Source organism: Paenibacillus caui (assembly GCF_019904135.1).
GTDB classification, from domain to species: Bacteria; Bacillota; Bacilli; order Paenibacillales; family Paenibacillaceae; genus Fontibacillus; species Fontibacillus caui.
Genome location: NZ_JAIOGQ010000013.1, coordinates 1 through 23767, shown reverse-complemented (window position 1 = coordinate 23767; position 23767 = coordinate 1). Strand labels below are relative to the sequence as shown.

Sequence of the window (23767 nt, the reverse complement as noted above, 5' to 3'; positions counted from 1 at the left end):
TATAGCAATAGTCCGAGCTGCTCTATGGTTTATAGGAACGTGATTATCCCCTAAATAACGGTTCAATCACGCACTGGCAGTACTTCGCCGCAATCTGCTCCGTATCATATCCTAAATCATGGAGAAACTGGATGAGCTCAGGCTTTAATGACGAAGCAATCATGACAGACGTAAAGGCTGGATCAAGCGGGACTGATTCGCCCTGGTCCGCCGCCTCCTTCAGCAATTCCTCGATCTTATCCCGGATAAAGATGAAAGGAGGGCACTGATAATGGTTGGCCTTGGCTTCCTCCAGCCGGCCGGAGCTCATCAACACTTTGAGCCCTTCCAGGTCTTCGTCCAGATTTAGTATCAGCTTGCTCATCATCCAGGACAACCGCTGCATCACGGGCAAGGATTGGGAGCTTTGGAGAAATCCCTCGATTTCTCCGATCAGCCGTTTAAACTTGTTCTCCATGAGCGAAAGACAAAGCTTGCTCTTGCTCGGGTAGCGCCGGTATAAAGTCCCTTGCCCAATTCCCGCTTCCTTGGCGATCCGGTGCATGGAGACTTCTTCAATGCCCAGCCTGTCAAACAGGGACTTGGCTGTCTCCTGAATTTTGAGGGACAGTTCATCCGGTTCTTTATTGTTCGGCAACGACTTTCACTTCTTTCGGATCCGCTTCTTCCTTTTCCTTGGAGAATGTGCGCTTGACAAAAATGCCCAGAATGAGAGCAGCAATCGTCAGATATACACCCGTCAGGAAGGAATTGTGAAGTCCGGCCACCATCGCTTCTGTAAGATCCAGGTTCCCGGTATTCGATACGTAGTTCTTCGCGCCTGAAGACATGATGCTGACAAACAGAGCCGTTCCGATGGCTCCGGCCACTTGCTGCAAAGTGTTGATAATGGCTGTGCCGTGCGGATACAGCTGCCGGGGCAGCTGGTTCAAACCCGTCGTCTGGGCCGGCATCATAACCATGGAGATCCCGATCATCATCATGACATGCAAGAAGATGACGTATCCTCCCGTCCACGAAGACTCAATTCTCGAAAAGAGGAAAATCGACAGGCACATCAGGGCAAGACCAGGAATAACCAACATTCTCGGACCGAATTTGTCAAACAGCTTCCCGGAAATCGGAGCCATAAGTCCGTTCACAAGTCCGCCCGGCATCAGCACCAGCCCTGCAGACAAAGCGGTCAGACCAAGCACTTTTTGCAGGAACAATGGAAGCATGATCATCGTCGAGAACATGCTCATCATCAGCACGAGCATTAAAACCGCAACGAGCGAGAACATTGGGTATTTAAATGCCCGAAGATCCAGCATCGGGTCCTTCATCGTCAATTGGCGCCATACAAATAGCAGCAAGCTGAGTGCCCCCGCCGCAATGGTCCAGACGACCTGGGGATCAGACCAGTCTCCTTCTCCGGCGCTGCTGAAGCCGTAAACGATGCCGCCAAACCCTACCGAAGACAAAAGAATCGACAGAATATCAACCTTCGGTTTGGTCAGCTCCGTCACGTTCTTCAAATAACCGGCTGCAAAAACAATAGAAAACACGGCAAGCGGAACAATCAGGAAGAACAGCCATCTCCAGTTGAACGATTCAATGATAAGCCCGGACAGAGTCGGTCCTATGGCAGGTGCGGTCATAATGACCAGCCCGATCATGCCCATAGCCGCTCCACGGTTTTCGGGCGGGAAAATGACCAGAATCGTGTTCATCAGAACGGGCAGCAAAAGCCCGGTTCCAAGCGCCTGAATAATCCGGCCGCCCAGCAGCATGCCGAATACCGGAGAAAACCCGCAAATCAGGGTTCCTGCCAGAAACAGGGTCATGGCTCCAATAAACATTTGTCTTGTGGTAAACCACTGCTGCAGGAGCGCCGTGATTGGTACCAGAATCCCTACAACAAGCATATACGCGGTAGCCAGCCACTGAACAGTTGACTCACCGATGCCAAAATCTCTCATCAGATAGGGGAATGCAATGTTCAGCAAGGTTTCATTCAAAATGGATACAAATGCCCCGATAATCAGGGCGGCAATAATCGGCCCTCTCTTTATTTTGCTTAAATCAATCTTGGCCGTCTGGGGTCCAGCTCCAATATCCAAGACTCCACTCCTCCTTTATCTGTATCGCGGACAATTGTCCGATATGTCGTTTATCATAGCCGACTTGGGTTCGCATGTCAATGGCTGGAAAATTCTATATCTGTAAGCGGCATGCCCATCAAAAGAAATCCATCAACGCTGTCGGTCTCGCAGGAATCATCCGTTCCAGCACCAAAGCGGCCCTTTCGGAACCCAGGAGACGTCCGTAGCGGAACATTTCCACCGGGCGCTTGTAACCAAGCAGCATGGCCGTCAAGGTCTGAATATCGCAGATCAGTCCAGCTTCAGCCTGACCGGTCTCCTCCCCGGCCAGCAGATTCCCAGTTCCGTCCGGAGCGATCTCAAGGCTCCACAAGCCATCGTTCCACGGGGCAAATTCATCCTGAATTTGCAGGCTCGCCTTCATCCCCGAATCCGACGGGCTAAAAGGATATTCCCGGACAAAAGCGCCGGCATTGACAATGCGGGCCATAAAGTAGGGCACGGTCTCCTGCTTGAAGCGCGGATCATCGAGCAAAAACGGCAGTATATCATCCGCCGGAACGTTGTTCACTTCGGCCTCTGCAACCATCGAATCGTGATTGGCCAGATACGTCCATAGAGCCCGGCGAGCCATTTCATTCAGAAACACAAATTCGTCGATGTCCAGCTTTTTCTTGTCACATTTGTACAGAATATAACCTTCCGCCTCCCCCGCTTCCGAATAGTACACGGCGGTGTGCATTTCCTCATCCAGCACCGACTGCTCCCACCAGCTGGCGTCGCGCACCAGCATGCCGTTATACCGCTTTGCAAACAAATGGTACACCCGGTCCAGCAGGGAAATGTCTTTGATATCCCTTTTTACGGCGCCTTCGGCCTGTGTCTTAGCCGGGAACTTGTCGACCGGAAGAATGTACTTTTTGTAATCGGTGTACACTTCCCAGCCAAATTTGCGGTAAAACGGAATGGAAAAAGGATGCAGGCAAGAGATGCTGCGTCCCTGTTCATTCAGCTTGGTCAAAGCGTGAAATAACAGCCGGCTGACGAGGCCCTTCCGCCGCATCTCCGGCCATGTGGCTACGCCCGCAATTCCGCCCATTTCAAACGCTTTGCCCTGTATGTATATTTGCAGCGGCAGCAGCATCAGACGCGCCTGCAGCTCCCCGTTCTCAAACGCTCCCCAAAACCGTTCCGGCAAGAACGACTCACGGCGTTTATCCCTTGCCTCCGGAGACAATTTATATTGAAAGGCATATTCGGACAAATTCATGCTGACCTCAAATTCCTCCGGCTTTAACTGTCTGATTTCCAAGTGAGTTTCACCTCTTACGTCAGGATTTGCGGGTCAATATCTTTTCCCCATACCCTAAGAGTCTGGCATATTTAACCAAGGGTGTCAATTGATATAGTTCCTCTTTCAGCAATGGTTCGGCCCAGGAACACCGCCACTCTTTTCCCCAGTTAATACAGGCCTGTCCAATTGCTCCACGCTTCCAAATAGGCGTCCAGATCCTTTGGATGATGCCTGATGCAAGCGTCTAACCGGAAATACAAACCGACCAGCACTTCCGACTTTAGGTCATAGCTTTTGTGCAGCGCTGCCGATAACCGCTCCATGGACGGCCGGATGATATCCGGACGCAGCTCGTCAGGCGAAGAACAGAACGCATAGATCAAGTCATACACAGGGTCCCCCACAACCGGCGTCGGATCGATCACGCCCGCAAGTTTGCCCTGGCTGAACAAAAAATTATGAACGCCGCAGTCGCCATGAAGCAGGTACCGAAGGGAACTATCCGCTGTATCAAGGAGTTCGGCAACCCGGTCATGCTCTTGCAGGGCAAGCCGATCCCCAATCACGCTTCCCGCTTCGAAAGCCCGGGTTCTCAAAAAATCCCGCCATGTAGGAATACACGAGAAAGCGGTGATCCTTGTCTTCATAGATTAGCCTCGGCAATATGGCAACATCCTCATAGGTGCGAAGATATAAGGATTCGGCTCGCGTTATTTCGGCATCGTTCTGCTTGACCATATATCGCGGAGGCCCTTCAGCCGGGACAGCATAGATCCGACTCATGGTGCCGCCGGATAGAGACCTCCCGTCCGTCAGACCTCCTTCGATAATCCCCTTGCCGCGCAGTTCCTGCAAAATCTCCTGAATATTCATTTTCCCTCCTGTTCCCCCCGTAATCCCTGACGATCAAGCTCCACCCACAATCGCACCTGCTTCTATTCCCTTAAGGCGTACGATTTTCAAAAAATGCTTTGCCTCTCCACGCTGCAGCCACTTCAGCTTCAGATAACGCTGATTGTAGAACATAATGATCGCCTCATCCGCCTTTACGCCCGCTACATCCCGGTACTCATACGTACAAATGCGCTCCGCTGCGAAGAAACAAGGAGCCTCCAGCATTAATCTATGGGTCGTAGCCGTCAGCTCTCCATACTTGTAATGAATACCGCCCAGCTCCATTTCCTCAAAAAAACCTGTGATGCTTCCGTATATTTTCTCGCCAGGCAGCAAGTGATGGTTTAAGTGCTCCATTGTTCAATCCTCTCCTCACCCGAAATGGTCATGCTCATCCTGCAAACAGCTCTTGTAGTTGTTTTATTTGATGAAAACATTTTCAGGTCAAGCAGAAATTTTGGAGCCCGTCATCAGACGCTGCGGACCGTCCCTCTTTCGACAATTTCATGACGTACACAGATTTGTTTGGGCTCACCGGCCAAAAACAGCGCAAAAGACTGCCTTCCGATCTCCTTGATATTCTGGTCTATCGTCGTCAGCTCCAGCGCTTCCGAGAAAGGCTGATTGCCTGCGCCTACAATGGACAAATCGCCGGGAACGGACAGTCCGTCCGTTCTGGCCTGCACCAGCATGCCGGCCGCCACCTCATCCCCGTTAACCAGCATGGCCGATGGACGATGATCCATTTGCATCAAATGCCGTATGACTCTTTTTCCATCCTCCAGCGTAAAGCATTCCGGGAAAATCCACGATTCATTGGCAGACATACCGGTTTCCTCACTAAACCTGCGGTAAGCGGAGAGCCGCATCCCGCTGCTGGCACCGCCCGCTCTCGCTGTACAATAACCGATATTCTGATGCCCCCGGTCCCTCAAATAGCGCATCCCATCCAGAAAAGCGGCATAATGGTTGGTATATACGCACGGCAGAGCGTTCGTATATTCGCAGGCGACTATCGGCCCGTACTCCTGAAAGGGCAAAATAGTCTCCCACGAATTGGCATGGGAACAGACAATCAATCCGTCAATCTGCTTTCTTTGCAGCATGAACAAATATTTCAATTCCTCTTCTTCGTTGTAAGCCGTTGGACAGCAGATCACTGAATATTGATGCCGGAAAGCCGCCTCCATCACGCCGCCAACCATAAGCTGAAAATACGGATAGTCGATATTGGGCAGCAAAACGCCTACCGTCATGGTCTTTCCTTTAACAAGGTGAACCGCGTTCAAATTTTGCCGGTAGTTCAGCTTCCGGACAATTTCTTCCACCCTTCTGCGCTTCTCATCGTTCACATAAGGATGGTTGTTCAACACGCGGGATACCGTCGTGATGGAGACGCCCGCCAGCTTGGCGATATCCTTGATCGTAGCCAATTGCGTCCCTCCTTCAGCCTGCTGGTTATCCAGCACAAAAAGACACGGTCAGGATGAACTCTCCTCGAACAAGGCCGGGTCTTCGTTGAATTGGACTTAATATATCATTATTCATTCTGATTTCATGATTTTTTCAGTTTCTCAAGGATATAACTTTCTTCGCGGGGATGATGGGAGTTTCGTTTCTCCACCAGCTTGAAGCCGCATTTTTGGATATAGAAGTAGTGATTCCGTTTGGAATATCCAGGGGTCTCCGTCATCCACTTGGTGACTGAGGGATATTTAGCTTCTATGAAGCTCCAAATTTTAAAGCCGATCCCCTGATTATTAAAGCTCGGATCAATAAAAAGAATTTCGAGAATGCCTGTACCGTCTTCAAGAAACCTTACAATAACGGCACCTGCGAGTCTTGGCCCTACGGACAATTTGAAGGCAGGACAAGACGATTCCAAAGCCAACCTCCTGATAAATACTCCTGTGTCGTAGCCTCTGGGGCCCCCTTTTTCTTCACCCAGAAACTGCTTCGTATCGTCATCAAAGGCACGGGTCATAATTTCTGTCAGCGCGTCAACGTCATTCTCTGTTATAGAATCAAATATAAGATCCTCAAAGATTTCCATAGCTGTCTCCTTAAACTTACCGTCTACAAAATATTGTTAGGGATTTCATCCAAACGCCGAACGGTATAATCCGGTTTCACTTCGTGGTTCCAGTTTGCTTGGGTCCGGTTCAACCAGACCGCCTTGATTCCTGCTCTCTTGGCCCCTAACACATCGGCGGGTGAGTCGCCAATGTGCAGGATATTCTCCGGGGCGGCTTCGTAATATTTAATGATCTCTGTGAACATTTTATTGGCTTGATCATTTTTATAAGACTTGAATTGTTCAGATGTAAAAACCTGAATGGGATACTTTTTGTAAAAAGGAGGAAGCATCTGCTCGTCCGTGTCACTGACAATGCACACCTTCACTTTTTTCAATAAAAATTCAAGGAAAGCCTCCGTTTCCTCGTAAAATTCGGATGCCCGATGCTCTTCAAATAAATGGTCAACGGCTGCCTTATAATCGTACTGAATATTGTTATGTAAAAAAATATTTTTGAAGCTCTGCAAGTAGATGTCGCGGGTCAAGCTAAATCTTCCTAACGCCCTTACTTCATTGGAAACGGCATAATAATTGGCAAGTAATGATTCCCCGAGACGCTTAGCTTGGTCTTCCGTATAGTATAATTCCGCTGCAAAATCTTCCACCAGACGTATTTTCCCCTGCTCTGAACATCAACCAGCGTTTGAAACATGTCCAGGCTGACAACCTCTATACCATTCTCTAATGCCAATGAAAACACCCCCTTTTTCTTTAGCATACAATCATTTCCACATTAATGCTATTAAACAAAATACAGCAAAAACCGGAATCCCCTCTGCAATGGCTGGGTAATTCCGGATTTCTTATTGATCTAAAGCTGTTTCCGTATTTGCTGGCTTAAGTTTAATTAGCAATCGCCGATTTGCCGTGCTCTTCCCCGGACTTGCCCGGCGCGGCGTCTCTCACCTTCACGGCGAGCGCAGCGCTTTTTCGGGTGCCGAAAGCATTGGTCAGCTCGCACTTATATACATAAGTGCCGTTCGCTTTGCCTTTGATCTCGGTGCTGACGGTTTGCGGGGACGGCGAGAAATCGGTCAATTTCTGCGTGCTGATGAGCACGCCGTTCTCGTACAGCTTGTAGGTGGTTCCGTTGTTTCCGGACCGCATGTTCATCGTAATCGTATAATCGCCGTCACTGAAGCCTGCCTGATTTCCGGCATCCGATGATAATACCGGCTTCCCGGGAACTCCGCTTGCAAGCGTTTTCTCGTTAACGCTAAAGGAATAGCTCTGCTCGGCGGTATTGCCAGCCAGGTCCGTTACGCGATATTGAACCGTATGGTCTCCTATCCCAAGGTCGCTGGCTTGCAGCGTTTCTCCGCTGGAAACGGCCTGCCCATCCAGCAGCAGCTGCTCGGCGGCTATTCCCGACAAGTCATCCGTGGCGGCCAGTTTAAACGTGACCGTATCCTGTTCGGCCACATCGGTTACGCCATGGCCCGACTCGGTCAACACAACATTCGGAGCCGTCCGGTCGAGCTTGACCTCCAGCGTTTTGGCCTCCTCTTTGCTTCCTGAAGCCGAAGTGGAATAATAGGCAATCGTATGTATGCCATCCGCATTCAATATAACCGGGCCGCTGTAGGCGACGCTCTCAGCGCCGTCTACAGCATAAACCGTGGTGATCATTCCGCTTCCCGCGCCAGTGGAGGTCAGCGTCAGCGTAACCGGCTGATTAAACCATCCCCGGGCATTAGGCGTTGCAGACAGCGCCGCGGTTGTTACCGGAGCGGCGCTGCCTGCTTGCAAGGAGAAGTCATCCAGGTTTCTTGGCTTAAGCTGAAAAACGCCTTTGAAAATGGATGCAATGCCTTTAATATTCAGGACATCTCCTTCCCGGTAAGGGAAGGAGTCCTGTGTAATTCCTGTCCGCGCATCCACGCGGACATGGATGCTCGCGCCTCCGCTTGAGGCATCAAACTCAAACGAGCCTATGGGCGATGCGCTGATGATATTCGTAACGGTCACGCCGTCCAGCTCTACAAGCTGTCCCTGGTTGCTGTCCGTTACAGCGCTGACCACGAGCGGCTGCGGCAATTCGGCCGTTCCGGTCTTCGCGATTTCAACAGGGCTTGCAAGCTCAAGCTCACTGTTATAAAGGGCTGTAGAAGCCGTCACCTTTACCTTATCGCCGGCATGGAAACCGCTCTGGCTTTGATATACATAAATGCCGCCTGTCGTATCTTGCAGGTAAAACGCCTGTCCGCCGTAGATCCCCGGCTCGGTCGTGACTACCCCTTCGACTGTAACCAGGCTGCCGACGGTTTTGCTCCGGGCTTCCCCGATGGAAATGGTACTTGAAGTCGGGTTTCCTTCCGCCGGCAGCGGTTCAGCCGAAACATTGCCGATCGTTACCGACTCGGTCTTGACGCTCGTTCCGTTAAGACGCAACCGCAGACTGGCTGCTCCCGTCGTTCCCGGCTTGATCCGGACCGTCAAATCCTTGTAGGCATGTCCGTTGCTATCCGCAGTCAGGCTGAAGGCCGTGCTGTAACCGTAAGTGGACGGCCAGGTTCCGTCGGCATTTTGAATCATGGCGACCTGTGTCCCGCCGCTCAGGTAAATGCCGGCGGAGAACCCGGAGACGGTCGTGCCTGCCGCCAGATTGTCCGCGACGACCCGAATCTGGAAATCTGCCGCATTCGGCAGCGTCGCCTGATGAATTAAGCTGTAAGCGGGGCTTGCTGCCGCAGTCGATCCACCGTAGGAGCCCGCTTTGAAGGTAGAGCGGTCAAACCATTTGTAGCCGGGTTCCGGCGCTGCCCAAGGCTCGCTCTGCGGCTCCGTGGAGGCTGCCGGAGCTTCAAACGCCAGCAGCGCCGTCGGCTGATCCAGCTGGAGTCCGCTCACTTCGGACAAGCGGGTATAGCTTTCTTTGGTGGACAGCCAGTTGACGGTGTTCACCAGCAGCGTTCCGTCATTCACTTCCTTGAAGCCGTCATAGGTTGTCTTTCTAGCGCCGGTATCTTCGCGCAAATACTTCGGAGAGGCATCTTCAACCGGGGAGGAATCGCCGATGAATGCCGCTTTGCCCGCTCCTTTTTTCGCTACAGCTACAAACGGGCCTTCGGCTACCCCTCCGCCATTGTAGACCCCTTGATCCACGGCGTGGCCCCAGGCGTCATTCGTCTCAGGCAGGTAGACGATCCCCTTCGCTTTGTCCGGGTCGATAATGGCCAGTGTCGAGCCCGCATGCATCGCTACAGCGGAGACGCCCTCCGTAATGCCGAACGCCTGGTTCGGCGAAACGATGTTTGTTGCGCTAATATCGCCAAGCGCATTATACCGGAAGCGTACGCCGAATTCGTTTGCCAGCCAGTCGGAGCTGACTACGCCCTGCATCGCTTCGGAGCTTGCTTCCTCCGTGCTCATGCCTTTGGCCGGATTGTCCCAGGCGCCGCGCCGGTAGCCGTTGAATACCTCCGAACCGTCCCAACGGTTCTTGTTGCGGTCGGCGTTATAATGGTCGCCGATGAAGAAAATGCTGCCTCCATTTTGCACGTACTCGGCCATAGCCGCCTGCTCGGTTGCTTTATAAGGCACGTTTGATTCAGCGACAACAAACACGTCATAGCCGCTGAGATCGCTTAAAGTAATGGGAGTCGTCTTGCGCAGCTCTTTTACATAGTAGCCGTCTGCTGCCAGCGCATTCGCAAAATCCGAAAATCCGCCGTCAATAACCCAGTCGGCAGCTCCAGCCGTTTGCTCGTGCGTGTTGTCGAACAGTACTTTCTTGCCTGCATTCTCGTTCACCACTTTGGCTTCAATATACGGTGCCGGATCTGTCGGCCCCTCAGCCTTGACACTCTGTCCATTGTTAACCGCCAGCAGCTGCAGCGGGATGGCTAACGCCACCGCAAGCGCAGTTTTCAGCAGTTTTGCTTTCCAGCTCGAACCCATTTTCTTCATAAACTTCCTCCTCAAAAAATAATAGAAAAACAAGATAATTGCTTTGGACCGAATAAACTAGAGAGCTTGTCCCTCATACACTGAAAATTGGAAATGTTCAGGCATATAACTTATTTCAATAGTTCATTCGGAGATGGATTTGCAAATATACTAACATGGAAAAATCAGGAGATGTATGGATTTATGTAAAAAATGCCAAGTTTGTACTTTAGTCCTACGCTTAAAGCATTGCCCATGTCAGTTCCGTACTGAAAAACTCGGGAATTTCAGGAAGTTATGGAATGTTATTTTACACATAATTAACTTCTAGTTAACATCTGTTTAATAATTCTATGAGCTGTTCGTCTGTCCACGTGTCCAAACCAAAGAGCTCCTGATAAGGATCTCCTTCAAGATGAAGCAGCGCCGCAAAAGCCGGCTCGGTCTTTAATCCCCGGCTCCGGCATTAATCCAAAAACGTCATATGCGGCTTTTCCTGGCGGTAATAATCCATCCGGTCCTGCAGGCAGCCGGTATGAAACTCAAATTTATGCCCGTCCGGGTCCGTAAAATAAACCGATCGCTTATCCCGCTCATCCCGCGTTCGGCCCGGCAGAATTTGCACTTCAAGCCGGTGCAGCTTGTCCATCCACCCCTCAAACTCGTCCTCTGAAACCGTAAATGCCAGATGGGTATAGGAATGGGCGATTTCATTCCGCGGAATATCCCTCTCCTCGTTCAGCGCAATCCAAAGCCCGCCCAGGTCAAAATAAGCAAGCTTGCGGCCGGTGACCAGCAGTCTGGCTCCGAAAACCTGCTCATAGAACGCAATAGACCGCTGCAAATCGGATACGGAAAAACAAATATGGTTGATGCCTTTCAGCTGCATTTCTGCCACCCCTGCCTCTCCCCTTTATCCCTCGCTTTTCTCGGGCATAAATTGTGCCGGATTCATCTCCTCCGATTCAATCACGAATGCCGTTAATCCTTGGAGACTCAAGGTTTCATGCCACTCGCCCTGTTCCCAGAAAATGGCGTCCCCCGCTTTGACCTCGGCAATAACCTGAGCGCTGTCGTTCTTCCCGCCGCTTCGCACCTGCCCTTCGCCTTGAACAATCAGCAGCAGCTGCGGCACCGGCGCCTGATGGTACCCGATAATGCCGTTTGCCTCCAGATGCATGCAGCCTACCCGCGCCGGGGCATCATTGCTCAAAATACGGCTCATGATAAAGTTTGAATCGTAGTGGGTAATGGGATTTCCCACTTCCTTGCCAAAATTATAAATTTTCATAGATTAAATTCCTCCTGTTGTTTAATTCTACCTCCTGTGGTCGAATACCTTTCTTGTGCTTTCAAGAACCTGCACCAAGCCGCTGCACCGGCCTCCACTCCTTTATTCATAGACCCATAACCATCTGGAACGGATTACATCATCCGGTTTAATTCCTCCAGCGTACGAAGCATATAATTAACCAGTTTCGGAAGATCCTCCATTTGATCCTCGTTAATCTTGCGCGGAAACCCAACTTCAATGGTGTTGTGGTAAAGGATAGGCTCCCGGCCATAGATGTACCGAATGGTTTGTACAGTCGGAAGCTCCGGTTCCCATATCTTCTCTATGATTTGCGAGATATGCTGGCACTCCCGGGAAACGTCTGCAATATCCTTATAAAAGCGCAGCTTCAGCTCACAGCCCGGCTGCTGATCCTGTGTCTCCAGAATCTCGGCCGCCAGGTCGTGCAGTCCGGCTTCCAGCCAGATCTCGGCGGAAACACCCTTCTGCCCGGCCAGTTCGAATGTCAGGCCGAAGCTTCTCGACATGACGGCCATATCCAGACGATCCGTCCGTCCCGTCACGTTAATGATCCCAGCTTGATTGTCGAGGTCATAGACCACATTCTCGATGCCAACCTTTAAGTTTTCAAATATAGTGGGGTCAAACATAGCGCACATCCTTTGCCATGAAAATTTGAGCTCGCGGTAGTGGAGCAAATATAGCATAACTCAACTTTCCGAGAAAAATAACTGGACCTGCATACAACAATCCATCGTACGGAAAATGGAAAGATTGACCAAACAAAGGGCTCATGGTAGGATGATGACAATAACAGTAAAATTTATTTTACCGGTAAAATAAACAGAGGTGTTAAAGTGAACGTTACAGGCATCTACAAAATTAAAACCCATGAGCAGCTAAAAGCGATAGCGGATCCTTTGCGTACCAAGATACTTATGAATCTGGTCAAGGAGGCCTATACCGGACAGCAGCTCGCAGAGATGCTGGATATAACGCGGAATAATATCTATTTTCATCTGAAGGAACTGGAGAAGCACGGCGTTATTCATGTCGTCAGGAAGGAAGAGAAGAACGGAATCGTTCAGAAATATTACCGGGCCGTAGCAAGCCGCTTCATTCCCGAGGACCATCTGCTGCCAAGCTTGGACCTTGTGGAAACGTCAAGGCAGGTGTTTAAGGAGACGCTGGATGTTACCCGCGCGAAGATTGAGAGTGCGCCTGCATCTTCTTTTGCCCTGGACAGCACAAATGAGAACCGGAGGAAAAATATCGCCTCGACCTATCGCTTTCATGCGACGAGCGAGAGCTTCCATGCTTTCCTGGAAGAGTTCAAGCAGTTGGTGGACAAGCATTTCGCCATGGACGCTTCCGAAGGGAGCCCTGCCGCTCCGCCAGAGGAGGAGAAGAAAAGCTATTATATGTCCTTGATCGCTTTTCAGGATGACAACGAGGATATTCGAATCAATTGATTTTTATAAGGAGGAGGGATACCGATGCAAAATACACAAAATAACATCGTCATCGACGATGCCTGGTTTACCGTATCGAAGCTGGATGAGACTACGTTTGCGATCAGTGAATACGGACACTGGGAGAAGGTCCATTCGTATCTGCTTATTGGCCAGCAGCGTGCCGCTCTTATCGATACGGGGCTTGGCATTGATAACATGAAACGGATGACGGACCTGCTTACAGATCTGCCGATCATCGTATTGACGACGCATGTTCACGTAGACCATATTGGAAGCCACGGCCAGTACCCGGAAATTTACGTGCATGAGGCTGAAGAGGACTGGCTTGTGAGCGGGATTAAAGGGCTGTCCATTGAACAGATCCGCAAGGATATAGCCCGGGAAATTACGAGACCGGTACCGGCTTCCTTTAATCCGGCAACGTATACGCCGTATCGGGGCAAACCGCAAGGCCTTCTGCATGACGGGGACGTGATCGAACTGGGAGAGCGAGGTCTGGTTGTTTATCATACCCCGGGACATTCTCCAGGGCATATCGCTTTGTTTGATCCTAGCCGAGGGTATTTGTTTACAGGAGATTTATTGTATGATGAAACGCCGGTATATGCTTTCTATCCAACCACAAGCCCGGAGGATCTCGTAAACTCGCTGCTGAAGATTTCGGAAATTGCAGGAGTGAAGCAAATCTACGGCGGCCATAACCGAATTGGATTGGACCCCGGTCTGCTGGAGGTCGTGAAAGATGCCGTAAGGGAGCTGCGCGAGAAAGATCTTGTCCGTTTCGGTACGGGCATTCACCGCTTTAACGGGTTTTCGGTTCAGTTCTAATCTCCCCTATTTCAGCGGGGAGCCTCCCGTCAAACGTTCTTTCATCAACTCGTTGCTGATATCAAGCGCTTCCTGCCGCGTGTGCGCAGGGGCTGAAATCATGAAGCCGTCCCTGCCGGACCAGCTCTGACCGCCGCCTTCGTCATGCATCAGCAGCAGCGTCACCTGACTCATGTCCCGGTTCGATAACAGGCTGCCAAGATGGTATATTTTAAATTCCCCGTTCTTGATTTGGATATAATCGATGATTACACCGTCTTTCTCGGGCAATTTGATGGTCACGTTTCCGTTTTCTTTGGAAAATGGGATATCTTCTTGAGCATCAATTGTCCCTGAGAAGGTTGCGCGGCCAAACAGGCTGCGGTTAACCGAACCCTCCAGCCTAACCGTTACAGGTTTAAGGAACGATGCGTTCTCCTCCCCCAGCTGATATTTTACCCCTTTCAGTTCTATGGACACATGCCTCGGGTAGGTGTACCAGAATAAGGTACCGATAAGAACAACAACAAGGCCATAGACCCAGATTTTCAACCTTTTCATACCGTCCCTCCTCTAATTAGTCTCTTCTTAGCTAACTCTAGCATAGATTTACAGAGTATGGAAAACAATAAAAAAACTGAAGGAATTCACACGAACATGGATTCCTTCAGCCTGCGTTTGGTTCGCATGCACCCTTAGTACGGGCTGCGCAGTCTGCTATTCTCAGTAAAGCCGTTCTTCAAACACCGCACCGTTTCTGGGATTTCAACAGTTCTATGATCCGGCCGCCGCCCCTTTGCCCAGCTTCTTAAGCTGTTCAGTCAGTTCCCGCTTCTCTTGTGCAGACAGACCGGGCATCATGCCATCCACAAAGGCTGCATGCCTCGGGAAAATATCGTCAAACAGCTCTTTGCCGCTTGCCGTAATTTCGGCATAAATGACTCTGCGGTCCTGTTCGCAGGGAACCCGCTTCAGCAGTCCTCTTTTCTCAAGCTTGTCAATGTTGTACGTAATGCTGCCGCTCGTGATCAGAACCTTCTCTCCGATATGCTGAAGCGGGATACTGCCTTTATGGTACAAAACCTCCAGAATGGCAAACTCCGATGCGGACAATCCATACTGCTTCATATCCCTGACCGCACGGTCCATCAATGCTCTGTAGGCTTTGGACAGCACTGTGAAAAGCTTTAGCGAATCGTCATAAGAGCCGTCCAGCACTGCTTCCCGTTCTTCTCTTTCCTGTTCTCCCATGGGTAGATCACCTCCTGACTGGAATACTGTATATAAGAATTACATCGGCAAAAGGACGCTGGCCGGCCAATTCCGCTTAGAGCCGGAGCCCTGTCATCCCTGTCATATCCCTTTACTGGGTGAAAATGTTCCCTTACTCCGGACGCTCCACCGAAAACCGCTTGCCAAGCGTGGCATAATAGGTTCCCGCGAGCCGGCTGACCGGGTTCAATTTTTCCGGATCGATACGCCCGTTATTGTAGATGTCATCGGCCACGTGGAAACGGACCACTCTTGCAATCAATAAATCGGAACCGGGCTGACCGTCCGCTCCGGCAAGCGTTACCGATTGCTCCAGCACACATTCCATCCGGATTTTCGCCTCCGCAATTCCCGGAACCGAAACACAATCGCTGGTCACGGGGGTAAGCGCAGTCAGCGCGAGCTCGCTTTCGTCCGGCGGGGAATTGGCTGCGGTCCTATTCATCTCCGTAACTATCGCCTCATCCACGATGTGAATGACGAGTTCCTTCTGTTCAATCGCATTTCGTGCCGTATCCTTCATGACGCCGTTCTTTCGCTGGATCGAAACGGACAAGAGCGGCGGCGAGTTCGATACAATCGAGAAATAGCTGAATGGAGCGGCGTTCAGGGTTCCGTCCCCGCTGAGTGTAGTCACAAAAGCAATCGGTCTCGGAATGACGCTGCCGATGAGCAGCTTGTAATTATCCTGCCCGCTTTGCCGATCCGGATCTATGGATATCATGACGATTCTCCTCTCTTATAAGCTTGAATTTTACTGTCCGAAGCGGTCCAGATACCAGGCTTTGGCGGCTTCGACCTCCTGCATGGTCAACTGATGCCCGAAGCTTTCCCAATGCGTTTCCACGGTTGCTCCCGCCTCTTTCAGCAGGCCGGCCAGTTCCTCCGTCTCCCGTCGCTGTACAAGCGGATCATTGGTTCCCGCGCCGATAAAGACAGGCAGACCCTGTGACGGCGGAAGCGGGATGCCTCTGCGCGGAACCATCGGGTGGAACAGAATCGCGCCTTTCAAAGCCGACTCGTAATGGAACAAGAGGCTTGCAATGATATTCGCCCCGTTGGAATAACCGGCGGCAACCAGATTGCCGCGGTCCAGCCCATACTGCCGGGAAGCCTCATCAAGATACTCATGCACTTCCTTGGTCCGGGCGATCAAATCCGCTTCGTCAAAAACCCCTTCCGCCAAACGCTTGAAGAAACGCGGCACTCCATTCTCCAGCACATTGCCCCTTAGCCCCAGTACGGACGATGCCGGCGAAATCATCTCGGCAACAGGCAGCAGATCCCGCTCCGTGCCCCCTGTTCCGTGGAACAAGACAAAAGTCGGCGCCTGCGGATGGCTTCCCGGAATAAATACATGCTTCATGACTTTACTCGTCCTCCTCCAATACTCTGACCTCGATCGGCAGCAAACCCGCTTCGATCGCTTTGCGCTGCGGCTCATACCAGGACGGCAGCTTCAGCTCTTGTCCAAGCTCATCCTCTCGTTCATTAACCGCAAATCCCGGCGGATCTGTGGCGATTTCAAAGAGAATGCCGCCCTCTTCCCGAAAATACAGCGCTTTGAAATATTGACGATCCACAACGCCCGTTGTACCAAATCCGCTTTGCTCCACATGGCGCTTCCATTCCAGATGCTCATCATAATCTTTGGCTCTCCAGGCGATATGGTGAACGGTGCCCGCTCCTCCTGCTCCCCAAGGAACATCGGAAACGGGAATATCGATTACATTCCCCAGCTCCCCGGCCGCTTTGTATCGGATGTAGCCTACGTCTTCCCCGAGCTTGTTCATGCCAAGCACAGCTTCCAGCACTTGCCGCGTGGCGGCGGAATGCGCGCTGTACAGGACAGCGCCTCCGAAACCTTTGATTGCCTTGCCGGCGGGAACGCCTCCAAACGACCACACGCTTGCGGGTCCCTCTGCCCGTTCGACCAGTTCCAGCTTCATGCCTTCATTGTCCGTGAACTGGAGATACTGCTCCCCGAAACGTGAAGCCTTCATGGTGGAAATATCGAATTTCCGCAGCCGTTCCTCCCAGAACGGAAGCGATCCGGGCGGTACGACAAACGTCGTCATTCCGACCTGGCCGCCGCCAATACGGCCTCTCCGAGCTCCTGGAGACGGGAAGAAGGTCATAATCGTTCCCGGTGCCCCTGCCTTATTACCAAAGTATAAATGATAGATGTCAGGCGCATCAAAATTGATCGTTTTTTTAACCAGTCTAAGCCCGAGCACACCGGCGTAAAAGTCCACATTCGCCTGCGGATCGCTCGCGAAAGCAGTAATATGGTGAATACCCGCTGTTTGCAATTTCATGATTATCCACTCCTTTTTTTCGATTGGATCTATGACCTATAGAGATTTTATCTTTAACTGAAATATCTTTAATTAAAGATTAATCGATAAATTCCTCGATGTCAATCATTTATTTGGAAAAATCATGTGTTCCCAGATAAAAAGGGCTACCTCTTTAGGAGATAGCCCTTTGCTTATTTTCCAAAGGCAAGAACAAGCTTATGAACCCGTTCCGGTTTCCGGTTTTCCGTTCCGCTTTTCAGGTTAGACCGTTTCCTCTTTCCTCTCCAGCCTGTAGCTGGCTAGCACAAGGATTAAGCCGAAGCCAACCAGCATCGCACCGGCCCACGGCAGGGAAGTCAACCCCATATGCGTGATCACAAAACCGCCAATGTAAGCCCCTCCGGCATTGCCCAAATTAGCCACCGAATGGTTAGAGGTTGAAGCGAGAGCGGGCGGGGCTCCGGCGAGGTTCATAATTCGGACCTGCAGCTCTGGCATAACCGCGAAAGCTGCGATCCCCCAATTGAAGTCTCCCGCCACCTACGGGTTGTACCCTTAGAGGTAAGTGTGGGATTCAAACGTTCCAAGTCTTAGCCGACTAGGATACGCTTCGGATGCTTCAAACACCCATTATCCCTTGCTGAACGAATCAGATCAGGACTACCTTTTTGGTTCAGGTATTTCCGCAATATATTCAGACTTCCATTTACATCCGCATTGATCGCAAGTCCCATATTCGATACGAATAGCCCGCGATGAATCCTGCGCCCCGGTGCATAAGCTTTCTGCGAAATGTTCTCTTCGTCCAAAGCCGAACAGCCGCTCGTGAAGGCTTCATTCTGCCGCGTTACTTTAATCCCAGCGAGCTTTGCCTTATAGGTGATGAGATCAACGAAGCGGGCATGAGGGATTTGGACAAACATTTTCCATGAATGTTCTTGCTTGATTCCCTTCATCTTGCCGATGACGATCGTGCGGCATTGATGCTCCACAGCCAGATCCACGATCTGCCGGCTGGCTTGATGCAGAAAGTTGTGAACATACCGGTTTCGTTTCCCCTGCAGAGAACGAATGCGTCGGGTGCGGACGAAGTCCTCGCTCGTTCCGGCTTGCTTCATAACGATGGAGGTAAGACGCGCGATTTCTTTGTTGTAATAGCTGTTTTTGCTCTTCAAGGGCTTTCCATTGATGAGGTAACTGTCCTCGCCTTCTAGAAACGTGAGCGCAGCCAAATTGTCGACTCCCAAATCAATGGACATGGTGTTGGTAAAGGTCTTCAGCAGTACCCGCTCTTTCTGTTGGTAGATCATCACCATCTCCCATGTACGGAGACTTTGCCGCCACTGGAAGCGAATCTGCTGAAGGGTGGTGACGTCAAACGGCATGTTGTCCGGATTAAGGACAACATGAAAACTGTCAACCTGATGACGTTCCTGCATCTTCTTCGATAACGATAACTTGAGCACATTCTCCTGTACACGGATTGCAAACTGGGTGAAGATGATTTCATTTTTTAGATGGTTGACGTGCTTGTACTTAGGAGGCTGGGGAGTGCCTTTGTATTTATGCGGGTTCTTCTTGAAGTCTTTGCTGGAAGCAAAGAAGCTCTTCCAGTTCTGCTCCACCATTTTCAGACATTGCTGGTAGGTATGCGAGTGGAGATAATCGCGGTGCCAATTCGACTTTAGTTCTTTCTCGAGCTTTACGTAGGGAAGGAATCCCTCTTCCCTACACCGGTGATTGGCGATATTGTAAAGCTTGGTTGTATGAAAAGCCAAATCTTCCAAAAGAGAGAGTTGCTTCGTCGTGAACCTCGGCGTCCACTTGTAGACCAATTTCAATTTATTTCACCTCCTTATCCAACATTTTACCACAAAACAAAACATATGTTCTTATAAAAAACACAGAAAGTCAAAAAAAACCGCATTCATCTCACCACCTATAGAGGAGGGAGTCTTCTGCGGTTAATTGATAAATTCAGTCATGCCGATCGCAAAAGCGCCGACGGTGAGGGAGAGAATGGATACCGAAGCGCGTTCTTTCGGTGCCGGGTTGGCTTCGGAAAAGGGAATGGAGTTCATGCTGCTGTGTTCAGACCTTTCTGTGTGCCCTAAGTTTTACCTGAGTCACTGGCACTTCTGGAGGCTCATAACAGACAAGGAAAATAACCCCCTTCCTGACAAGGGGGTTATTCATGAGATTTCCGGTTAAAACAGCAGGTTCTGCGAGTAATGCTCTCCTGCCAGCATGTCGTACTCAACCAGTTTGTAATCGTGAAGCAATGCTTGCTGCTCGGCTGTTAATTTCGTAAGAGTACCGGAAGAGCCTAGAAGCACATTTTTGCTTAAGCCCGGAATTTCCGATTTCACTTTCTCCAGCAGCTTGTAGTAAGGGGGCAGCTTCTGTCCAGTCAGCCCGAACACGGTAGGCCCGATAAAGGCCGGACTTTGGGTCCCGACCGGCTCTTGTCCGATATCAAAATTAGCCATATAGAGCAGCTTTGTCTCATGCTTCAGTTTCGGATTGGCATCCCAGCCTGCCTGCGTATAAATGCCGGCTGACAACGCAGGCAGATGATCGCCCCAAAAGACGACGACCGTCGGCCGTTTGATGGTCTTCAGCTGCTCGCTCAAATAGGCCAGTGCCTGGTCCGTAAGCTTCGCATCCTGCACGTAGGTTTCCAGTTCATCTTTCTCTCCAGGCTGCACACCTTCAACCGTTACCGTATTCGGCCCATTCACGCCTTTCGTGAACGGAAAATGGTTCTGCATCGTCACCAGATGAAGGAACGTCGGCTGATCGGAGGCCTTCAGCTCGCGAACGGCTTCCTCAACGGCCGACTGGTCCGAGATGTACCCGTCCTTCGTGATCCGGCCTGCGTTCTCCATATCCTGCTCGCCCGTGAACTTGTCAAAACCCATGACCTTGTACACCCCGTCCCGGTTATAAAACGTCTTGTCAAAAGGGTGAAGCGCGAGGGCCCGGTATCCGCGGTCCTTCAAAATGCTGACGATCGACGGGAGCGAAGACATTTTTACGATTTTTTGCTGGTAAGGAATCGAACCGTCCTTCAGAAAATACATGGAAAGTCCGGTCAAAGCCTCGAATTCAACATTTGCCGTATTTCCCCCAAACTCAGGCGATAGCAGGAAGCCGGACGGCGTCTTACGCTCCTCCTGATGGATAAACTGCAGCGGATCTTCGCTGAATTTGAAAGCGGTCATCCGCGTCGGATCAAAGAAAGCTTCGTCCATCATATACACGATATTCGGCTGCTCTGGCGCTGCAGCACTCGCAGCCTTGTCAGGCAGCGCACCATATTTTTTGGCGATCTCCTCAATAGCCGCCTTGCTGTAACCCTCCGGCTTCTCCATCAGGTTCTGCTTCAAGTTTCCGGCAAAGGCAAACACAAATCCGTTCTGGGTATAGTTTACTTTCTGATTCCAATACAAATTCTGGTAACGGATGAATGCGGCAAGCTTGGACTGTCCATTAACCATTTGGATAAAGCCTGCAAACACAACCAGCGACAGCACCGCAAAAATGATTCGCAGCGGCAGTCGGATTTTGACCTTGGGAAGCTTAAAAAACAGGTATACGAGCCCGGCGATCACTATAATCGCCAGAACAACAGCCAGAGGCGAGACCATCCCGTGCGTGATTTTGCCCATATCCTTGGCGTTTTTCAGCTGCATCAGATCCCAGGGAAAAAGCGGTTCTCCCGTTGTAGCCAGCTTCTTGTAATCGGCAATTCCGATTAGAACACATATCAGAATAGCTATAAACGCTCCTGTATATATATTTGGAGTGACTGCCGTAAAAAAGAGCAAAATAAAGAAAAAGAGCAAACTGCCGAACACATAGAGCCTTCCGTACTGCGAAATCCATCCGAAAACGCTCCATGCGTTCATATTTAACGAACCTGCTTGTATAAAGAAGTTCAATGCAAACCCGCCGATCAACAGCAAGAGCAGCATATATCCGGTCCGCTTGGTAGGTAAAAACCATTGACGCACATTTATCCTCTCCTATCTCATATAAAAGAGTAGTATACGCCATTTTTCTTAAAATGAGCTTAAATCATAAAAAAATCCTTTACAAACACAAGGATGTACGGATTGTCAGCCATGAGATTTTGCCTGCTCAGGCGCATTTTACGCTTGACACGAAACCAAATGGTTTCATATAATCCTGATAAGAAACCTTTAGGTTTCACTTTAAAGGAAAATACGGAGGTTTGTACAATGCCGGAAAATCAACAACCATCATTGCCGGAAATTCATAAAACGGCCGTTTTTAACGCTCCCATCGAGAAAGTTTGGGCGGCCGTCTCAACATCCGAAGGCATTGCCGCCTGGTTCATGCCTAACACCTTCCAGCCTGAACTGGGATATGAATTTATTTTGCATGCCGGTCCGTTCGGAGATTCCCCGTGTAAAGTAACTGAGCTCGATCCCCCCTATCGCCTCAGCTTTGACTGGGCGAAAGACTGGAGCGTGACCTTTGAGCTGAAGGATCTGGGCGGCAAAACCGAATTTCATCTTTTCCATAAGGGCTGGGATGCAGACAAGGTTACAGAGTTCGGACAGCCTCATACGATTGTTCATGGCAGAATGGATCAAGGGTGGGAAGGCATTGTCGCCAAATTGCAAGGGCTGGTTGAGCAGTGATGGAAGGTGCCTCAGCTCCAAAACACGATGTATTCCAGGCCATCGCCGACCCAAACCGCCGCAAGCTTCTTAGACTGCTGGCAGACAAGGAAATGCCGGTAACCGCCATTTGCGAGCATTTCCCGATAACCCGTACCGCCGTATCCAAGCACCTGCGGATTCTTTCGGACTCCAGCCTTGTCAGCGCCCGGAAAATCGGCCGGGAAACGCGCTACCGACTTGAGCCGGAAGCACTGCTTGAAGTGAGGGAATGGGTCTCTTTTTACGAACGGTTCTGGGATAATAAAATCTCCATGCTCAAGCATTTGGTCGAAAATGACGGCCCGGGGACTTTGACGCTGGTTGAGTCCAAAGCGGACCCAAACTCCGAAGAATAAACAAAGGAGCAGAGGTGGTTCGCCGCCTCTGCTCCTTGCTTCAATCCCTGTTTAACGCGAAGCGCGTATTACTGATTAGGATTATCCAGATATCGTTCCTTGATGATGCCGAAATGGTGAAGTTCATGTCCGGCGATTATATAAGCCAGCGCTCTGACTGTTATATCGTTGCCGGATACACTGCCTTTTCTTGTCCAAGCTTCCTCGGACAGCCCGTTCAGTAAAGTTAATGTAGCGGTCCGCACGGCGGCATACTCTTTGATAATGTCAGAAAAAGAACGGTCAATCACAGCGGCCTGACTCACGTATGCATCCTGATCAAAACCGGGAAACGGCGTCTGATCGCCCCTCGCGATGCAGAGCAAGCGGTAGCTCATCACCCGCTCCGTATCGATGATGTGGCCGAACACTTCTTTCAGCGTCCACTTTCCGGGCGCATAGCGGTAATCGCCGCGCTCTTCCGGAATGGTGCCGATCCAGTCCGAGACACTGTTCAGCTTCCCTGCCAGCAAATCTGTAATCTCTCCTTCTGGAACCTTGGAAATATAGGTTTCATAATACGGGTTATATTCTGCTGCGGGCGGTCTTGTTGACATCAATACGCCACCTTTCTTGGTTTAGAGCCCATCTAAGACTGATTATATTATGGCATAGAAAAATGTAGCAACATAAAGACTTTAGGCTTCGCCTACCGAAATTCATCTCCTATTTTCATCAAGCTTGGAGACTTCTTTCGGAGGTAAGTTAAATGGGGGTTACCACTAGTTAGTCACACTATGTTTTCCTCTGGTTTGCCTTCCATCTTTTAAAGAAATTGTATCACTTTGCTTGATTTCACCATCATAGCTTTTATAGTTATATTTAATATTTGGTTCATCTTCGAAAATTACTGAGATTGTTATGCCACTATCCCCCCCTTTTGCTTGAAAAGCATCTATTGACTGTATTTCCTTCAGTGGAATTTTCTGCTCATTAACTAGGTAATCCCTTGTTCTATCCTCAAACCTATTGAATTGACTATTCTTATAAAAGTAATAACCACCATACACAACTGCTATACATCCCAATATAATGATCAGCTTCTTCAGTTTTTTCATGGTTATTCCCCCTCTGTTGAGCGATACTTTTGAACAAGTTCAACTCGATTTTTTGAATTATATTTTTTAAATAAATTACTAATTCTATTCCGCAATGTCGATTTACTAATCGAGCATTTTGCATAATTCCGTGATTGAGAATTAGACAGCAGAATCTAAGGAGTAGTTGGTGGTGTATTTTCGTCTCAGGTGACTTCGGACATAAAAAAGGGCAGACCTGCAGAATTTCTGTTCGTTC

Annotated in this window: 27 protein-coding genes and 2 pseudogenes; 5 read left to right on the top strand and 24 right to left on the bottom strand. The window is 50.2% G+C overall.

Annotated elements, in window-relative coordinates; genetic code table 11:
- Nucleotides 1-43: 43 nt before the first annotated feature.
- The 14 genes and pseudogenes from K7397_RS09495 to K7397_RS09435 form a co-directional block, all read right to left on the bottom strand.
- Entirely contained in the window at nt 44-637 is a 594-nt protein-coding gene (locus tag K7397_RS09495) for a TetR/AcrR family transcriptional regulator (RefSeq protein ID WP_223067714.1), read from the bottom strand.
- Entirely contained in the window at nt 624-2069 is a 1446-nt protein-coding gene (locus tag K7397_RS09490) for a DHA2 family efflux MFS transporter permease subunit (protein WP_420488769.1), read from the bottom strand. The genes K7397_RS09495 and K7397_RS09490 overlap by 14 nt, the downstream gene beginning before the upstream one ends.
- A gap of 151 nt (nt 2070-2220) precedes the next feature.
- Entirely contained in the window at nt 2221-3396 is a 1176-nt protein-coding gene (locus K7397_RS09485) for a GNAT family N-acetyltransferase (RefSeq protein WP_223067712.1), read from the bottom strand.
- Nucleotides 3397-3545: 149 nt separating this feature from the next.
- A complete protein-coding gene (locus K7397_RS21480; RefSeq protein WP_237690810.1) occupies nt 3546-3974 on the bottom strand; it encodes a phosphotransferase in 429 nt (142 codons plus the stop codon).
- On the bottom strand, nt 3910-4251 hold the full coding sequence (locus K7397_RS21475) for a hypothetical protein (RefSeq protein WP_237690809.1): 342 nt from the start codon (nt 4249-4251) through the stop codon (nt 3910-3912). Before K7397_RS21475 ends, K7397_RS21480 begins: the two co-directional genes overlap by 65 nt.
- Before the next feature lie 33 nt (nt 4252-4284).
- A complete protein-coding gene (locus tag K7397_RS09475; protein ID WP_223067711.1) occupies nt 4285-4629 on the bottom strand; it encodes a hypothetical protein in 345 nt (114 codons plus the stop codon).
- A gap of 113 nt (nt 4630-4742) precedes the next feature.
- Nucleotides 4743-5705, bottom strand: a complete 963-nt coding sequence (locus tag K7397_RS09470) for a LacI family DNA-binding transcriptional regulator (RefSeq protein ID WP_223067710.1) — start codon at nt 5703-5705, stop codon at nt 4743-4745.
- A gap of 122 nt (nt 5706-5827) precedes the next feature.
- A complete protein-coding gene (locus K7397_RS09465; protein WP_223067709.1) occupies nt 5828-6325 on the bottom strand; it encodes a GNAT family N-acetyltransferase in 498 nt (165 codons plus the stop codon).
- Nucleotides 6326-6348: 23 nt separating this feature from the next.
- Complete coding sequence (locus K7397_RS09460) at nt 6349-6954, bottom strand: HAD family hydrolase (protein WP_223067708.1); 606 nt, start codon at nt 6952-6954, stop codon at nt 6349-6351.
- 238 nt (nt 6955-7192) lie between these two features.
- Nucleotides 7193-10258 (bottom strand): OmpL47-type beta-barrel domain-containing protein, encoded by a 3066-nt coding sequence (locus K7397_RS09455; RefSeq protein ID WP_223067707.1) that lies wholly within the window; start codon nt 10256-10258, stop codon nt 7193-7195.
- A 310-nt stretch (nt 10259-10568) separates the two neighbouring features.
- Nucleotides 10569-10688 (bottom strand): annotated as a pseudogene (locus tag K7397_RS09450) (DUF4269 domain-containing protein); the annotation flags it as partial.
- Nucleotides 10689-10703: 15 nt separating this feature from the next.
- Nucleotides 10704-11126 (bottom strand): metallothiol transferase FosB, encoded by a 423-nt coding sequence (gene fosB, locus K7397_RS09445; protein ID WP_223067803.1) that lies wholly within the window; start codon nt 11124-11126, stop codon nt 10704-10706.
- A gap of 24 nt (nt 11127-11150) precedes the next feature.
- Nucleotides 11151-11528, bottom strand: coding sequence for a cupin domain-containing protein (locus K7397_RS09440; RefSeq protein WP_223067706.1), 378 nt, complete (start codon nt 11526-11528; stop codon nt 11151-11153).
- A gap of 134 nt (nt 11529-11662) precedes the next feature.
- Nucleotides 11663-12181, bottom strand: a complete 519-nt coding sequence (locus K7397_RS09435) for a hypothetical protein (protein ID WP_223067705.1) — start codon at nt 12179-12181, stop codon at nt 11663-11665.
- 207 nt (nt 12182-12388) lie between these two features.
- Between K7397_RS09435 and K7397_RS09430 the strand changes: the two genes are divergently transcribed.
- Together K7397_RS09430 and K7397_RS09425 are read left to right on the top strand one after the other, a co-directional pair.
- Complete coding sequence (locus tag K7397_RS09430) at nt 12389-13003, top strand: helix-turn-helix domain-containing protein (RefSeq protein WP_223067704.1); 615 nt, start codon at nt 12389-12391, stop codon at nt 13001-13003.
- A 24-nt stretch (nt 13004-13027) separates the two neighbouring features.
- Nucleotides 13028-13834 (top strand): MBL fold metallo-hydrolase, encoded by an 807-nt coding sequence (locus K7397_RS09425; RefSeq protein WP_223067703.1) that lies wholly within the window; start codon nt 13028-13030, stop codon nt 13832-13834.
- Between the two features lie 6 nt (nt 13835-13840).
- On the opposite strand, the gene K7397_RS09420 is transcribed toward K7397_RS09425, so the two are convergent.
- The 7 genes and pseudogenes from K7397_RS09420 to K7397_RS09390 form a co-directional block, all read right to left on the bottom strand.
- Nucleotides 13841-14374, bottom strand: a complete 534-nt coding sequence (locus K7397_RS09420; protein WP_223067702.1) for a hypothetical protein — start codon at nt 14372-14374, stop codon at nt 13841-13843.
- Nucleotides 14375-14587: 213 nt separating this feature from the next.
- The gene (locus K7397_RS09415; RefSeq protein WP_223067701.1) at nt 14588-15064 is read right to left on the bottom strand and encodes a MarR family winged helix-turn-helix transcriptional regulator; all 477 of its coding nucleotides are present in this window, start codon (nt 15062-15064) and stop codon (nt 14588-14590) included.
- Between the two features lie 133 nt (nt 15065-15197).
- Nucleotides 15198-15809 carry a flavin reductase family protein gene (locus K7397_RS09410; RefSeq protein ID WP_223067700.1) on the bottom strand — a complete coding sequence of 204 codons (612 nt, stop codon included), beginning with the start codon at nt 15807-15809 and terminating at the stop codon, nt 15198-15200.
- A gap of 30 nt (nt 15810-15839) precedes the next feature.
- A complete protein-coding gene (locus tag K7397_RS09405; protein WP_223067699.1) occupies nt 15840-16451 on the bottom strand; it encodes an alpha/beta hydrolase in 612 nt (203 codons plus the stop codon).
- Nucleotides 16452-16455: 4 nt separating this feature from the next.
- Entirely contained in the window at nt 16456-17403 is a 948-nt protein-coding gene (locus K7397_RS09400) for a ring-cleaving dioxygenase (protein ID WP_223067698.1), read from the bottom strand.
- A 243-nt stretch (nt 17404-17646) separates the two neighbouring features.
- Nucleotides 17647-17913, bottom strand: a pseudogene (locus tag K7397_RS09395) (MFS transporter); the annotation flags it as partial.
- A 62-nt stretch (nt 17914-17975) separates the two neighbouring features.
- Nucleotides 17976-19226, bottom strand: a complete 1251-nt coding sequence (locus tag K7397_RS09390) for an RNA-guided endonuclease InsQ/TnpB family protein (RefSeq protein ID WP_223067697.1) — start codon at nt 19224-19226, stop codon at nt 17976-17978.
- Between the two features lie 178 nt (nt 19227-19404).
- Between K7397_RS09390 and K7397_RS09385 the strand changes: the two genes are divergently transcribed.
- Nucleotides 19405-19596 carry a hypothetical protein gene (locus K7397_RS09385; protein WP_223067696.1) on the top strand — a complete coding sequence of 64 codons (192 nt, stop codon included), beginning with the start codon at nt 19405-19407 and terminating at the stop codon, nt 19594-19596.
- On the opposite strand, the gene K7397_RS22010 is transcribed toward K7397_RS09385, so the two are convergent.
- On the bottom strand, nt 19593-21401 hold the full coding sequence (locus K7397_RS22010; RefSeq protein WP_223067695.1) for an LTA synthase family protein: 1809 nt from the start codon (nt 21399-21401) through the stop codon (nt 19593-19595). The two genes, K7397_RS09385 and K7397_RS22010, sit on opposite strands and share 4 nt — an antisense overlap.
- Nucleotides 21402-21629: 228 nt before the next feature.
- On the opposite strand from K7397_RS22010, the gene K7397_RS09375 reads away from it, so the two are divergent.
- Together K7397_RS09375 and K7397_RS09370 are read left to right on the top strand one after the other, a co-directional pair.
- On the top strand, nt 21630-22055 hold the full coding sequence (locus K7397_RS09375; RefSeq protein ID WP_223067694.1) for an SRPBCC family protein: 426 nt from the start codon (nt 21630-21632) through the stop codon (nt 22053-22055).
- Nucleotides 22055-22432 carry an ArsR/SmtB family transcription factor gene (locus K7397_RS09370; RefSeq protein WP_223067693.1) on the top strand — a complete coding sequence of 126 codons (378 nt, stop codon included), beginning with the start codon at nt 22055-22057 and terminating at the stop codon, nt 22430-22432. The genes K7397_RS09375 and K7397_RS09370 overlap by 1 nt, the downstream gene beginning before the upstream one ends.
- Before the next feature lie 68 nt (nt 22433-22500).
- Here the strand turns inward: K7397_RS09370 and K7397_RS09365 are convergent, their stop codons facing one another.
- On the bottom strand, nt 22501-23028 hold the full coding sequence (locus K7397_RS09365; protein ID WP_223067692.1) for a DinB family protein: 528 nt from the start codon (nt 23026-23028) through the stop codon (nt 22501-22503).
- A 165-nt stretch (nt 23029-23193) separates the two neighbouring features.
- Nucleotides 23194-23529, bottom strand: a complete 336-nt coding sequence (locus tag K7397_RS09360) for a DUF3139 domain-containing protein (protein ID WP_223067691.1) — start codon at nt 23527-23529, stop codon at nt 23194-23196.
- Between the last annotated feature and the right edge of the window lie 238 nt (nt 23530-23767).